The following is a 13,577-nucleotide window of genomic DNA, read 5'->3' as shown; positions in this document are numbered from 1 at the left end:
AGCGGTGTTTTTTGTGTCTGGATAATGTGCGGCGTTACAGACCTTTAACCGCGTAGATGCCCGGCGCATTGCGCCAGAAACCGCGGTAGTCCATACCACAACCAAAGACATAACGATCTTCGACATCCATACCAACAAAGTCGATTTTCAGATCGGTGTTTTTACGATCGTGTACCTTGTTCACCAGCACGGCCGTTAATACCTGCTTGGCACCCTGCATCTGACAGGATTTAACCACTTCACATAAGGTGTTGCCTTCATCAAAGATGTCATCAACGATCAGAACCGTGCGGTCCGTCATATCGATTGACGGTGGCGCCTGCCATTGCAGGTCGGTAGAGCCTGTGGTTTCACCGCGGTAACGGGTTGCATGCATATATCCCTGTTCCAGCGGGAAATTCAGTTTTGGCAATAAACGACCCGCAGTCACCAGACCACCGTTCATGATGCCGTAAACAACCGGCATTTCATCTTTCATGCGCTCACAAATGGCCGCTGCCATCGCATCTAACGCCTGATCAACCTCTTGTTCGGTTTTCAGCAAATCAGCGTCTTCCATTACCTTATTCAATTCTTCCAGAGTCAGCGGCTGGCTCATCGTATTACTACCTGTAGAGTGATTATCGGGCTGGTAAAAGGCGCGTATGTTACCACCGCCAGCGCGAGGCGCAATTGCAAATATTTCGTTACAGCTGTGTTATCATGCCGCCGATTTTTACATCCACCTTGTTTAAAGCAGTTAGGTATCTCCATGACTCCAACCTTAGAACTGGCCCTAGAGCTGATCCGTCGCCGTTCCGTCACTCCAGAAGATGATGGTTGTCAGGCATTGATGATGGAGCGCCTGGCTGCGGTTGGCTTCAACAATGAAGAGTTACGCTTTGAAGAAGTCGATAATTTCTGGTCACGCCGCGGTAGCGAAGGCCCGCTGGTGTGTTTCGCTGGTCATACCGACGTAGTACCAACCGGTCCGGAAAAGAACTGGAACAACCCGCCGTTTGAACCTGCCGTTATCGACGGCATGCTACACGGCCGCGGCGCTGCGGATATGAAAGGCTCGTTGGCTGCGTTCCTGGTCGCCACCGAAAACTTCGTGAAAAAACACCCGAACCACAAAGGTTCGATCGCCTACCTGATCACCAGCGATGAAGAAGGCCCGGCGAAAAACGGCACCGTTAAAGTGGTTGAGACGCTGGAAGCCCGTAACGAAAAAATCGATATGTGTATCGTTGGCGAGCCATCATCCACCAGCCTGGTGGGTGACACAGTTAAGAACGGCCGGCGTGGATCATTAGGTGCGATTTTGCGCGTGCACGGCAAGCAAGGTCACGTGGCCTACCCTCACCTGGCCGAAAACCCGGTACACACAGCCGCACCAGCACTGGCTGAACTGGCGGCAGAACACTGGGACGAAGGCAATGATTTCTTCCCAGCCACCAGCTTCCAGATTTCAAACATTAACGCCGGCACCGGTGCCACCAACGTGATTCCGGGTGAACTGGAAGTTGTCTTTAACTTCCGTTTCTCCACCGAGCTGACTGCTGAAATTCTGCAGCAACGCACCGAAGCCATCCTCGACAAACACGGTCTGAAATACGATATCGAATGGAACCTCAGCGGCCAGCCATTCCTAACCGATTGCGGTCCATTAGTCGATGCCAGCGTTCAGGCCATCAAAGAAATTACCGGTCGCGATACCGAACTGTCGACCGCAGGTGGTACATCCGATGGTCGCTTTATTGCGCCAACCGGTGCTCAGGTACTGGAACTGGGTCCTATTAATGCGACAATCCACCAGGTGAATGAACACGTCTCTGCCGAGGATCTCGACACCCTGACCGAAATCTACGAGCGTATGCTGGAACTGCTGTTAGCAGCAGACTGATATGACCCAGGCTTTACCTTCACAACTGATCTGCCCGGTGTGCCGCGAGCCACTGAGCAGTGACGACCATAAGCACTGGCGCTGCGACAACAACCACAGCTTCGACCGTGCGCGCCAGGGATACCTGAATTTACTGCTGGCGCATAAAAAGCGTTCAAAGTCTCCCGGCGACGGTGCCGACATGGTCGACGCACGCCAACGGCTGCTGGATTCCGGTGTATACCAGCCTATTTCTGAGCTATTAAATAAGGCCGTAAATAACAGCCTGGTTGCCGATCAGTCACTGCAGCTGTGTGATGTTGGCTGTGGCGAGGGTTATTACACCACCCGCTTATCGCAGTCGCTGAGCAACAGCCAACATACGCATCGTGTCTACGGCGTTGATATTTCCAAGGATGCGGTACGCGCGGCGGCTCGTCGTGGCAAACAGCTTGAAGCGGCCAACAATCAGCTCGAATGGCTGGTTGCGTCCGGCGCTGACTTGCCGTTTCAGCAACACAGCCTCGACCATATCTGCTGTTTGTTTACCCGCCTGATGCCGGAAGGTTTCAGCAAGGTACTGCGCCCGGAAGGTCAGGTATTTACCATCAATACCGGCCTTGGCCATCTACGCGAAATGCGCGAAATCCTCTACCCGCAAGTTAAAGACAGCTGCTTTAACCCGACCCGGGTAATGGAAGACAACGGATTTTTCTGCGTTAACGAACAACCGCTGAGCTACACCATTGAACTGACCAGTTCGGAGCAGATTCACGACTTACTGTTGATGACACCCCATGTATGGAAAGCCAGCCAGGAAGCGCGTGATCGATTGCTGGCGCGGGAGAACCTGACCGTCACTATTGATGTGGTATTGCACCAGTTTGCACAAAACCCATCAGCAACGCAGAATACCTCTGACCTGAATGTTGATCAGTAGCCCATTAGCGAGTTAAGTCACTGCAGTACCTTATGACCGCCAAATCAGACAACGCCATCCCGGAAATTCGCCAGCGAGCCAAAAGCCCGGAACAAAAAGCCCTGCGTCGCCAGCAAATTCTGGACGCTGCGGCCGTGCATTTTGACGATGCCGCGTTTGATAAGGTGAATCTGATCGATATTGCACAACACATCGGCATCACTAAAGCGGCGCTGTATCGCTATTTCCGTTCAAAGGAAACGCTGTTTCTGGCGCTCTATCTGCAACAGCTCGAAGCCATGGTGGTTTCTGCCGAGGCGCTGGATGAACAACGAACTCCGGCCGACGCCTGCGTTGAAGTGATCAACCAGCATCCGCTGTTTTGCCGCCTGAATGCCATTCTGCATACCGTGCTGGAACAGAATCTGACCGTTGATGAAGCAAAAGACTTTAAGCGCGAATTAATGCCACTAATGGCACGTTTCGCCCAGAAAATTTCCGACTGGCTGGGCATTTCCATTCCCCAGGCTATCAGCCTGTTACACCATATTCAGGCCACCATGATTGGCTGCTGGCACATAGCTCACCCAAGCGAAACCGCCGCAGAGGCCATGCAACAGCCGCCGTTCAATATATTACTGGTCGATTTTAAAACCGTGTTTCACCAGCATATTCACTGGTTAATGGCCGGCTTTATCCAGACCGAGCGTGGCGAGCCATGAACAGAGAACACAAGCGATGACCGACGTTGGCTTCTATATCCTGGCCGGACAACAACAGCAGGATCAATGGCAGTTCGCCTGCCGTTTAACCGAAAAAGCCAGCCGCCAAGGCAATCAGGTGTTAATTCAGCTTGATTCAGAGCAACAGGCTAAGGCATTTAGTGAATTACTCTGGTGCTATCGTGATGATGCCTTTGTGCCCCACGCCCTGCTGAATGATCCACAGGCTCCGGCTAATTGTCAGGTCAGTATTGGCTGGCAGGCCGATGCCGGACACCAGCATGATGTGCTGATCAATCTCAGCCATCAGCTACCAGACTTTTTCAGCCGATTTCATCGTCTGGTTGAGGTAGTGGTTCAACAGGACGACGTACTGAACTACACTCGAAAACACTATAAATATTTGCAAGACCGGGGTTATCCTATAACCCATACCGATATGAGAATGCGCTAGATGAGCAACAGCAACGAACCACGTGACTTGTTAGACGAGTTAGAGACACTGCAGCGGGTGCTTGATGACGCCGCCAGTGATCAGGTGGATCAGGCAAAAGCCGTACCCGTGATTGAGCCTGCCCAGGACATCCCGGTACTCAGTGATGCTCTGGGCGACAAAGCGGCAATGCAATCGGAACCACCATTGCTCAAACCCGAAGCCCCCGTTCTCAAAGCCGTCGCCAAACCTGCATTCAATCCTAACCAGCCCTCTTCCAACGAAGCCATCTTCCCACTCGAAGAAGAAGCCACCAGTTTTGATCCAAACGCCATTGCCGATCTGATCGACAGTGCTCTGGACAATAACAGCGACGTGTATGTTGACCTGTTCGATGAACCACAGGGCAACCCGGCCGCCAACGATATCGACATTCCAACCCTGGCTGACAACGATGTGTTTGCACTGGATGACCGGCAGCCTGCGGGGGCGGAAACTGAACAGCCCGTTGAGCGCTCATCCGACCAATCTGCCCAACAATCATCAGAACCACCACTAATGTCGACTGCAGCGCCACAAATCAAGTCGACAGTGGCATCGAACAACCCATTCCTGCCCCAGGCGGTACTGGAGCGCCTGGCTCGTGAACGTGAAGCCGCCCAGTTCAGCGCCGAACAGGCACAAGCGACCATGGCGAAAATCATGGGAACTCCGGCGGAAGAACCACCACAGCCGATCAAGCCTGCAGCTACACCAGCGGCCAGTTCAGTACCACTGACCGAGCTGCACAAAACCGCCATCATCGACCAGCTGGTACACGAAATGATGCCGGAAATTGAAGCGCGGTTACGTCAGATTCTGGCTGATAAACTCTGAGCACATCGCCATTAATAACAACGTCATTAACAAAAACGCCGCTCAGTCAGCCCTGAGCGGCGTTTTTTTATGCCTGTAAAAGCCGCTGAAAACCGGCTGCTTCCTTGCTTTACTTCCGCTATAATACGCCCCATTTTTCGCGCACTGACTGGCATTTAAACAAACGCCCGCCACTGACGCATTCCGAACAAAACGCCCGAATACAACGAACGAGTAGCAACGAGCACTATGGATAAGACGTATCAACCCAACGCTTTAGAGCAAAACTGGTACAAGCAGTGGGAAGAGAAAGGTTATTTCAAACCTTATCAGGACCACCTGACCGGCGAAGGATATTCCATCATGATTCCGCCGCCGAACGTCACCGGCTCGCTGCACATGGGTCACGCGTTCCAGCACACCATTCAGGATGCCCTCACCCGCTACAAGCGTATGAACGGCAACAAAGCCCTGTGGCAGGTTGGTACCGACCACGCCGGTATCGCCACCCAGATGGTGGTTGAGCGTAAACTGGCGGCGGAAGGCCAGCCAGATCGTCACGCGCTAGGTCGTGAAGAATTCACTAAAAAAATCTGGGAGTGGAAAGAACACTCCGGTGGCACCATCACCAGCCAGATGCGCCGTTTAGGTAACTCCGTTGACTGGGAAACCGAACGTTTCACCATGGACGACGGTTTCTACAAAGCGGTTCAGGAAGTATTCGTTCGTTTATACAAAGACGGCCTGATCTACCGCGGTAAGCGCCTGGTTAACTGGGACCCGAAATTACACACCGCCATCTCTGACCTGGAAGTCGAAAACAAAGACGTAAAAGGCAAGATGTGGCACCTGAAATACCCACTGGCTGACGGCTTAACCTACAAAGACGAAGACGGTAACGAACACGCTCATATCGTGGTCGCAACAACTCGTCCGGAAACCATGCTGGGTGATACCGGCGTAGCCGTTAACCCGGAAGATCCACGCTACAAGCATTTAATTGGCAAAGAAGTGGTACTGCCGTTTGTTGAGCGTCGTATTCCAATCGTTGGTGATGAACACGCCGATATGGAAAAAGGCACCGGCTGTGTGAAAATCACTCCGGCCCACGACTTCAATGACTATGGAGTTGGCCAGCGCTGTAAATTACCGATGATCAACGTGCTGACCTTTAACGCCGATATCCGCGACGAAGCTCAGACCTTCAACACCGACGGCAGCGTGAATAACGAACTGTCTGGTTTTATTCCTGAAAAATACCGCGGCATGGAGCGTTTTGCGGCGCGTAAAGCCATTGTGGCCGATTTCGAAGAAGCCGGCCTGCTGGTTGAAATCGCTGAAAACGACATGGTTATCCCTTATGGCGACCGTGGCGGCGTGGTGATTGAGCCAATGCTGACCGACCAATGGTACGTTGACGCGAAAACCATGGCGAAACCGGCTATCGAAGCGGTTGAAAACGGCGACATCGAATTTGTGCCGAAAAACTACGAAAACATGTACTTCTCCTGGATGCGCGACATCCAGGACTGGTGTATTTCCCGTCAGCTGTGGTGGGGTCACCGTATCCCGGCCTGGTACGACGAAGAAGGTAACGTCTACGTTGCGCGTACCGAAGAAGAAGTGCGTGAGCAAAACAACCTGGCGGCCGACGTTGAACTGGTTCAGGACAACGACGTTCTGGATACCTGGTTCTCCTCTGCCCTATGGACCTTCGGCACCTTAGGCTGGCCAAACCTGGATGATCCTGAAGTACTGAAACGCATGCAGGACTTCCACCCGACTGACGTTCTGGTTACCGGTTTCGATATTATCTTCTTCTGGGTTGCGCGCATGATCATGATGACCATGCACTTCTGCAAAGATGAAGACGGCAAAGCTCAGGTACCGTTTAAAACCATTTACGTGACCGGCCTGATTCGTGACGAAGTCGGTCAGAAGATGTCGAAATCCAAGGGTAACGTACTCGACCCACTGGATATGATCGATGGTATTTCCCTCGACAACCTGATGCACAAGCGTACCGGCAACATGATGCAGCCACAGCTGGCTGAGAAAATTGGCAAGCGCACGAAAAAAGAATTCCCGGAAGGCATTGCACCACACGGTACCGACGCCCTGCGTTTCACCCTGGCGGCGATGGCTTCTACCGGTCGTGATATCAACTGGGATATGAAACGTCTGGAGGGTTACCGTAACTTCTGTAACAAGTTATGGAACGCCTCGCGTTATGTGATGTTATCGGTTGCTGGCGAAGAAGCGGTTGATAAAGCCGCAGCAGATGGCACCACCATCGCCATCACTGACGAAATGAAAGCCAAGTGTGGCGCCAACGGCGAAGATGCAATGCTGTCTCTGGCAGATCGCTGGATTATTTCCCGCCTGCAATTTGCCGAGCAGGAAGTGCGTCGTCACTTCGACCAGTACCGTTTCGATATGGCGGCGTCTGCGCTGTACGAATTTATCTGGAACGAATACTGCGATTGGTACCTGGAACTGTCTAAGCCGGTTCTGTGGGACGAAAATGCACCAATCGAAGCTAAGCGTGGCACCCTGGGCACTCTGGTTCGTGTACTGGAAGCGGTATTACGACTGGCTCACCCAATCATGCCGTTTATCACCGAAGAAATCTGGCAGCAGGTAAAAGAGCTGGCGGGTAAATCTGGTGACAGCATTATGCTGGCGGAATTCCCGCAAGCTCAGGAAGCCCTGATCGATACCGACGCGGAAGCTGACGTAAAATGGCTGCAGGATGTGATCACCGCGGTACGTAACGTACGTGGTGAAAAGCAGATTCCACCAAGTAAAGAACTGGAATTATTGTTCAAAAACGGCGACGACGATGACTTCCGTCGTGCTGAAGAAAACCAGGCCTTCCTGATGAAGCTGGCCAAGCTGGAGAAGCTGACCTGGCTGAACGAAGGTGATGAAGAACCAATGTCGGTCACTCAGTTAGTTGGCGACATGGAAATTTTGATTCCAATGGCTGGCTTTATCGATAAAGACGCCGAAGTTGCGCGTCTGAATAAATCGATTGAGAAGCTGGGCAAAGATCTGGATCGCGTAACCAACAAGCTGGGCAACCCAGGCTTTACCGACAAAGCTCCCGCTGCGGTTATCGAAAAAGAGAAAGAAAAAGCCGCTGGTTTCGAGCGTGATATCGCTAAGCTGAAAGAGCAAATCGAGAAAATTCAGGCGCTGTAATCAGCTGCTGAATTCTCGAACTTTAAATCCCTCTGATGCTTTTAGCTCAGAGGGATTTTATTATCTGCTTCCGCTAAAATAGCGAAAAACCAATCTCTTTCTGAGCTTTATCCTATGAACCAACAAGCTTTCGTTCAGATCAAACCCAATCAGGCTAAAGCCCTGATGCTGGCTAAGCATGACCTGTCTTCATTGGTTCATAACGCCATTCAGCTGGAAAATATTAATTTCACCCTGCCGGAAGTTCAGACCATTCTCGATGGCATCACCATTGGCGGCAGTAAATTAACCGACCAGGTGATTACCGCAAACCAGGGCAAAGCCTGGAATGCTTTATTCACCATGATCAAAAATGATGAGTTTGAAGTAACTGCAGACATTGCCTGCAAACTTCATGGCATAGCCGGACTGGAAGAAGCGTTGGAATGGGGTCATTTCAGAACAGGGGGCGTTCTGATCGCAGGCACCAGCTACACCCCGCCCAAAGCCGATTTGTTGCCAGCTGCATTTGAAAAAATGGTCGCCGATATGAATCAGCTGACTGATATTTACGATCAGGCTATTCATATATTCTTGACCATGGCCCGCAATCAGTTCTTCTGGGACGTCAATAAACGCATGGGCCGTTTTATGATGAATGGTATTCTGCTGCAAGCAGGCTACCCGGCGATTAACCTACCCGCCTCCCGGCAACTGGAATTTAACCAGCTGATGCTGGATTTTTATGAGTCGGATGAGCAAGGCCCTATGAATGCCTTTATGCGCTCATGTCTTGATCCCAGAGCCGTAGAAATTATGCAGGAATAAAGGAGCTTCCGATGCAGCTATCTGACGCACTCCTCCAACAAGTATCTGATTACTTGCAACAGCAAGGGGTTCTGGCAGCCTGGCTGTATGGCAGCTTTGCCAAAGGAACTGCCAACGAACACAGCGATATTGATCTTGCCCTTCTGCTGCCAGAACAGTCTGATTCCTGGCAGCAACTCCCTGAGTTTGATTCAGCTCTGAGTGATTTAACTCAACGTGATGTTAACTCTATCTCAATCATCGAAGCACCTGCGCCACTCGCTTTCGAAGCAATCGAAGGTAAACGCCTTTTCGGTGAAGATCAGGCAATGCTGATTGAACAAAGGGTGTGGTCGAAATGGGAAGATTTTAAATACTGGAGCCAGCAAGGATGAATGAAGCTTACGTTATCTCCATGCGCCAGCATGTGCAGGAACAACTCGAAACATTAAACGAACTTGCTGAAGCCATAAAACTACAGCCGCTGCGTAAAATCGAACGTCTCGCTGCAGAGCGTAGCCTGCAAATCATGATCGAAGCTGCCATCGGTGTAGCTAAACATTGCTGCAAAAAAGCCGGAAAAACCCACTCTGGTGATGCTTATAAAAACCTGCTAACCGCTCATGACCTATTGAATAGCAACATTCCTCACGCGACACTGAAAGGCGCCGCTGGGATGAGAAATGCGATTGTTCATGATTACCTGAATCTGGACTGGGCTCGTATCGAAGCCGTCATCGTGAATAAGCAATACGAAGCATTAGGCGAGTTTATTGGAGCCGGTCTGGATTACCTGAGCCATTAAACTCGGATCCAACAAAAACCGCCCTACTCCCTGAGTTGGGCGGTTTTTTTATGCCTCCAAAAGCCGCATGGCAGCCATCGCCTTTATGCCCCAACGTTCTAAATATTTATTCTTAATACTAATGTCGATTTGCCTCGAAAAGCACGGTACACTCACCTGAGTAAATACTCTAATAACATTAACGAAACTGATCTCCTATGACTCCTTCAGAAAGACTTCAGGCTACCTATAAGAAGCAATACGAAGCTTCCCGTAAACACGCCTACCCAAGCATTCAGGAACGTAAAGACAACCTGGAAAAACTGGCCCAGGTGATCGACGCTAACCGCGATCGTATCTGTGACGCCATTGATAAAGACTTTGGTGGCCGCTCCCACAACGAATCCACCCTGCTGGAACTGGTACCGCTGATGGGCAACATCGCCGATGCCAAGAAGCGTCTGAAGAAGTGGTCAAAGCCGCAACGTCGTCACGTTGGCCTGGCGTTTAAAGGCGCCAGTAACAAGCTGATTCCTCAGCCGAAAGGTGTGATTGGTGTCGTTACCCCATGGAACTACCCGCTGCTACTGGCTCTGGGCCCGGTTGTCAGCGCCATGGCTGCCGGTAACCGCTGTATCGTTAAGCAGGCTGCAAACTCGCAGAACCTGTGTCGTTTATTAGACGAGATTATTTCTCCGGTACTGGATGAAACTGTACTGGCGGTAATTCCGGGTACATCAGCACGCAAATTCTCCTCCATGCCGTGGGATCACATGGTATTCACCGGCTCTGCCGCCACCGGTAAAGTGGTCATGGAAGCGGCGTCTAAAAACCTGACGCCGGTTACGCTGGAACTGGGTGGTAAATCTCCAACCATCATCGCACCGGATTTCGATATCCGTACGGCGGCAGAACGTGTGACCTTCACCAAGTTCTTAAACGCGGGCCAGACCTGTGTGGCGCCGGACTACCTGTTCGTGCCGGAAGGTAAAGTTGAAGAGTTCGTTAAGCACGCCAAAGACATCGTTGGCAGCCGCTACGACAGCGTCAACAATAACGACCTAACCGCCATCATCGATGAAGCGGCGTTTAATCGTTTAACCGCGACTCTGGCGGACGCCAAAGAAAAAGGCGCAGAATGCATCAACCTGCTGAGCGGTGATGACAGCAATACCGAAGGTCAGAAGATTGCGCCTCACGTCGTCGTTAACCCGACTGACGATATGATCATTATGCAGGACGAAATTTTCGGGCCGCTGTTCCCGATCAAAACCTACAAGTCGCTGGACGACGTGGTTGAGTACATTAACGAGCGCGAGCGTCCGCTGGCACTGTATATGTTCTCTAACGATAAGAAGTTCCAGGATAAGGTGTTCTACAGCACCCTGTCTGGTGCGGTATGTATTAACGACAGCATGTTCCACGTTGCTCAACACGACATGCCATTTGGTGGTGTTGGTAACAGCGGCATGGGCCACTACCATGGCATCGAAGGCTTCATTGAGTTCTCGAAACTGCGTCCGGTATTTAAGCAGTCGACCATGACGTCTAAGATTATTCTGATGTTGGCGCCACCGTACGGCCCACTGTTTAAGAACGTGACCAACCTGATGCTGAAACTGCGTCTGTAGATTTTGGTCTTGCTTTGAAGCAATAAAAAAACCGCCCACCTTGAGAAAGGTTGGGCGGTTTTTGTTGCCAGCTATTCAGCGAATAGCTGGCTAGGAAAAGCACTGAGACTTACTTGTAGAACGCTTCTACTTCGCCTTTCAGCTTCACCAGCATTGGGTTGCCGAAACGGTCTTTGGCAACTGGTGAGGATACTTTCACCCAGCCTTCGCTGATGCAGTATTCTTCAACGTTGTTGCGCTCTTTGCCGTTCAGGCGGATACCGACTTCATGCTCGAAGTACTCTTCTGCGTAGAACTTGCTTTTAGGGTTAACAGACAGGTGGTCTGGCAGTGCTGGCTTGTCGCTCATTGTTACAACCTGAGTTTAAGGTAATGGGATAGTGTAAAAACGAGCGACATTGTAGGGGGATAGCCAAAGGCAGACAACCAGGATGTTTTCACCAAACATTACTTTAACCGGTCAAATAGCACATAGGTTGCTATAAACTATTCCCTAGTGTTCAAGTACTGGCTAATTACCTATGGATCTTATATCAAGTAATCGGCGCATAACTCTCTAAATCTAGATATACTCAAAATTCAACTAATCAAGCTAAGGCTTTCTCTTCAGCCTTTAATTCCAAATCTGTCATCGGCAAGCCCATATTAATTTTAGCTAGCTCGACAGCAAACCCCATAGCAGTGATTTTTCTGACATACTGCCGAAGATTAACTTTGGCAAAGAATGGAATATCTAGATCCCCATTTCGATGATCCATAATTGCCAAAACAATTCTTTGAACCCGTGGAGAAATATTTGGATCAAAATTCAAAGTCAATTTCGTATTCGCAAGATGTTCGTTAACTCTCTCAATAACTTCTGGGCTATTAACGAGCATTTCTATGGACTGGTAGGCTTGGGCGAATAGATGATTTAATACGGAAGATGCGCCATATTTCTTCACGTGGATAATCCCATTACAGCTTGATAACAGATCGCAAAATTCCAAGTTATTCGTAACGCCGTTCGGTCTGACCCACTTCTGATCTAATAGCGCCAAATCAACATCATTCGCGATTGAACGTAGGTAAGGGCCTTCTTTTCGACCTTGATAATCTGGAAAGAGTAAGTTCGATTTTTTAATTCCATTAAAGAAATCACAAACCTCTTCGTAGAATGATTGCTTAATCTTGTACCATTGCCCGTCATTTAGGATATATCTTGCTCCATCCAGATCCATTTCACCATTTAAACAGCGAAAAGCGCTCCAATGCTCTTTATAGCTTTCCGAAGCATTGTAGATACACACCTTCTTTGACTTGAGGGAAGAAACGGTTAAATCACCTCGAAATCCAGCATCGCTTATAAAAGAAGGTAAATTTAATTCTTGGTACTTAACAATGGGATCTCGCTGGCGGTATACAAACCCAGAAAAATCCATATAGTCGATAATCTCTGGTGGTGACATCCACAGACCGTCTATCTCTCCTCGGTTTAGCTTAGTAACAACCAGCTCGTCTAACGCATCGACAATCAAACCATCACGCTCAGGCTCAATATCTTCAGCCCAAGGATATGTTCGGCGAAAATCTTCTAACTTATAAGCCTCGATAAGTCGATCGACAATCTCCTGAATCGTATCAAAACGAATATCCGTATATAACGAAACAGAATCCTTACCTGATACTATTTCGAGATCTTCATCATCTCCATCCACAATAGCAGTTAACGACTTCAATATTTCGTGATCAAATTCAAATCCAAAGTCCTCTACCCCAGTATTTTTTGCTGCTTGAGATCTGGTGTTTAACGAGACTTTGTCTAATGTAGATTTATCGATAGATTTCAATTGCTTCGGGTTGCCAAGGTTCATCGCAACCCTCAGTCCGAATCCACGAACTATTAAGTGTTGTTTTATTAATGACCTGCCATGGCCAAAGGTTAGAGCTATCAATCTATCACCAGATTCGACTAACAATAGACCTCTGAGAGTGCTCTGTTTTCTAAGCGCATCACTAATATCAATGTCACTAAACAACTCCAGCCATTGGGGAGTGCTTTCTTTCCTTTTGATATAAAGCTCTGCCACCAAGTCATCATGATTAATTTCGATCCGCTGCGGCCGCGAACTTCTGTCAATAAAATCATCTTTAGTAACACCTTCCTTTGCTAAGTATGCGACCACATCCTTTTTCATACTCTTTCCCCTTACAACTCTATTTTTCCTAAAAATGAGATGTTCCAGAAGTAACGTATGACCGTCATCACACGAGATCCTTGTATTCCCTGTCCACCCCTACTCTTCAACCTCAGAGCAGTAAAACCTTGGCAGACTCATTCAATATTGGCCCCAATACTAACAATCTTATCCATTAATAAATTGACCTGAGACGACATCT

The 13,577-nt window shown here is 49.6% G+C and carries 13 protein-coding genes; 10 read left to right on the top strand and 3 right to left on the bottom strand.

Annotated features, from left to right (window positions below; translation table 11 throughout):
* Positions 1-34: 34 nt before the first annotated feature.
* Positions 35-598 carry a hypoxanthine-guanine phosphoribosyltransferase gene (locus tag ACOQOZ_RS02840; protein WP_420590778.1) on the bottom strand — a complete coding sequence of 188 codons (564 nt, stop codon included), beginning with the start codon at positions 596-598 and terminating at the stop codon, positions 35-37.
* Positions 599-751: 153 nt separating this feature from the next.
* On the opposite strand from ACOQOZ_RS02840, the gene dapE reads away from it, so the two are divergent.
* From dapE to ACOQOZ_RS02790, 10 genes are all read left to right on the top strand, one after another.
* Positions 752-1,885, top strand: a complete 1,134-nt coding sequence (gene dapE / locus ACOQOZ_RS02835; protein WP_420590777.1) for a succinyl-diaminopimelate desuccinylase — start codon at positions 752-754, stop codon at positions 1,883-1,885.
* Position 1,886: 1 nt separating this feature from the next.
* Positions 1,887-2,804 (top strand): putative RNA methyltransferase, encoded by a 918-nt coding sequence (locus tag ACOQOZ_RS02830; protein WP_420590776.1) that lies wholly within the window; start codon positions 1,887-1,889, stop codon positions 2,802-2,804.
* A gap of 32 nt (positions 2,805-2,836) precedes the next feature.
* A complete protein-coding gene (locus ACOQOZ_RS02825) occupies positions 2,837-3,505 on the top strand; it encodes a TetR family transcriptional regulator (protein ID WP_420590775.1) in 669 nt (222 codons plus the stop codon).
* Between the two features lie 16 nt (positions 3,506-3,521).
* Positions 3,522-3,959: a DNA polymerase III subunit chi gene (locus tag ACOQOZ_RS02820; protein ID WP_420590774.1), complete on the top strand. Its 438-nt coding sequence runs from the start codon at positions 3,522-3,524 to the stop codon at positions 3,957-3,959.
* Positions 3,960-4,814, top strand: a complete 855-nt coding sequence (locus tag ACOQOZ_RS02815; RefSeq protein WP_420590773.1) for a hypothetical protein — start codon at positions 3,960-3,962, stop codon at positions 4,812-4,814. It abuts the gene before it with no gap.
* A gap of 228 nt (positions 4,815-5,042) precedes the next feature.
* Complete coding sequence (locus ACOQOZ_RS02810) at positions 5,043-7,997, top strand: valine--tRNA ligase (RefSeq protein ID WP_420590772.1); 2,955 nt, start codon at positions 5,043-5,045, stop codon at positions 7,995-7,997.
* 114 nt (positions 7,998-8,111) lie between these two features.
* Positions 8,112-8,804 carry a Fic family protein gene (locus tag ACOQOZ_RS02805; RefSeq protein ID WP_420590771.1) on the top strand — a complete coding sequence of 231 codons (693 nt, stop codon included), beginning with the start codon at positions 8,112-8,114 and terminating at the stop codon, positions 8,802-8,804.
* Positions 8,805-8,815: 11 nt separating this feature from the next.
* A complete protein-coding gene (gene mntA, locus ACOQOZ_RS02800; RefSeq protein WP_420590770.1) occupies positions 8,816-9,178 on the top strand; it encodes a type VII toxin-antitoxin system MntA family adenylyltransferase antitoxin in 363 nt (120 codons plus the stop codon).
* Complete coding sequence (gene hepT, locus ACOQOZ_RS02795; protein ID WP_420590769.1) at positions 9,175-9,588, top strand: type VII toxin-antitoxin system HepT family RNase toxin; 414 nt, start codon at positions 9,175-9,177, stop codon at positions 9,586-9,588. Before mntA ends, hepT begins: the two co-directional genes overlap by 4 nt.
* A 197-nt stretch (positions 9,589-9,785) precedes the next feature.
* Positions 9,786-11,198 (top strand): coniferyl aldehyde dehydrogenase, encoded by a 1,413-nt coding sequence (locus ACOQOZ_RS02790; RefSeq protein WP_420590768.1) that lies wholly within the window; start codon positions 9,786-9,788, stop codon positions 11,196-11,198.
* A 109-nt stretch (positions 11,199-11,307) separates the two neighbouring features.
* Here ACOQOZ_RS02790 and ACOQOZ_RS02785 read toward each other — a convergent pair whose 3' ends face one another.
* Positions 11,308-11,547, bottom strand: a complete 240-nt coding sequence (locus ACOQOZ_RS02785) for a DUF3297 family protein (RefSeq protein ID WP_420590767.1) — start codon at positions 11,545-11,547, stop codon at positions 11,308-11,310.
* A gap of 238 nt (positions 11,548-11,785) precedes the next feature.
* The gene (locus tag ACOQOZ_RS02780) at positions 11,786-13,375 is read right to left on the bottom strand and encodes a TIGR04141 family sporadically distributed protein (protein WP_420590766.1); all 1,590 of its coding nucleotides are present in this window, start codon (positions 13,373-13,375) and stop codon (positions 11,786-11,788) included.
* Positions 13,376-13,577: the final 202 nt, after the last annotated feature.

The organism is Bacterioplanoides sp. (genome assembly GCF_965219715.1).
Lineage (GTDB): Bacteria > Pseudomonadota > Gammaproteobacteria > Pseudomonadales > Oceanobacteraceae > Bacterioplanoides.
Note: the sequence above shows the minus strand (reverse complement) of the source record. Positions and strands in the feature narration are given on the sequence as shown.

Excerpts from the sequence above, each read along its gene's own strand:
- ACOQOZ_RS02840 (WP_420590778.1), bottom strand. The coding sequence starts at position 598 with ATGAGCCAGCCGCTGACTCTGGAAGAATTGAATAAGGTAATGGAAGAC.
- dapE (WP_420590777.1), top strand. The coding sequence starts at position 752 with ATGACTCCAACCTTAGAACTGGCCCTAGAGCTGATCCGTCGCCGTTCC.
- ACOQOZ_RS02830 (WP_420590776.1), top strand. The coding sequence starts at position 1,887 with ATGACCCAGGCTTTACCTTCACAACTGATCTGCCCGGTGTGCCGCGAG.
- ACOQOZ_RS02825 (WP_420590775.1), top strand. The coding sequence starts at position 2,837 with ATGACCGCCAAATCAGACAACGCCATCCCGGAAATTCGCCAGCGAGCC.
- ACOQOZ_RS02820 (WP_420590774.1), top strand. The coding sequence starts at position 3,522 with ATGACCGACGTTGGCTTCTATATCCTGGCCGGACAACAACAGCAGGAT.
- ACOQOZ_RS02815 (WP_420590773.1), top strand. The coding sequence starts at position 3,960 with ATGAGCAACAGCAACGAACCACGTGACTTGTTAGACGAGTTAGAGACA.
- ACOQOZ_RS02810 (WP_420590772.1), top strand. The coding sequence starts at position 5,043 with ATGGATAAGACGTATCAACCCAACGCTTTAGAGCAAAACTGGTACAAG.
- ACOQOZ_RS02805 (WP_420590771.1), top strand. The coding sequence starts at position 8,112 with ATGAACCAACAAGCTTTCGTTCAGATCAAACCCAATCAGGCTAAAGCC.
- mntA (WP_420590770.1), top strand. The coding sequence starts at position 8,816 with ATGCAGCTATCTGACGCACTCCTCCAACAAGTATCTGATTACTTGCAA.
- hepT (WP_420590769.1), top strand. The coding sequence starts at position 9,175 with ATGAATGAAGCTTACGTTATCTCCATGCGCCAGCATGTGCAGGAACAA.
- ACOQOZ_RS02790 (WP_420590768.1), top strand. The coding sequence starts at position 9,786 with ATGACTCCTTCAGAAAGACTTCAGGCTACCTATAAGAAGCAATACGAA.
- ACOQOZ_RS02785 (WP_420590767.1), bottom strand. The coding sequence starts at position 11,547 with ATGAGCGACAAGCCAGCACTGCCAGACCACCTGTCTGTTAACCCTAAA.
- ACOQOZ_RS02780 (WP_420590766.1), bottom strand. The coding sequence starts at position 13,375 with ATGAAAAAGGATGTGGTCGCATACTTAGCAAAGGAAGGTGTTACTAAA.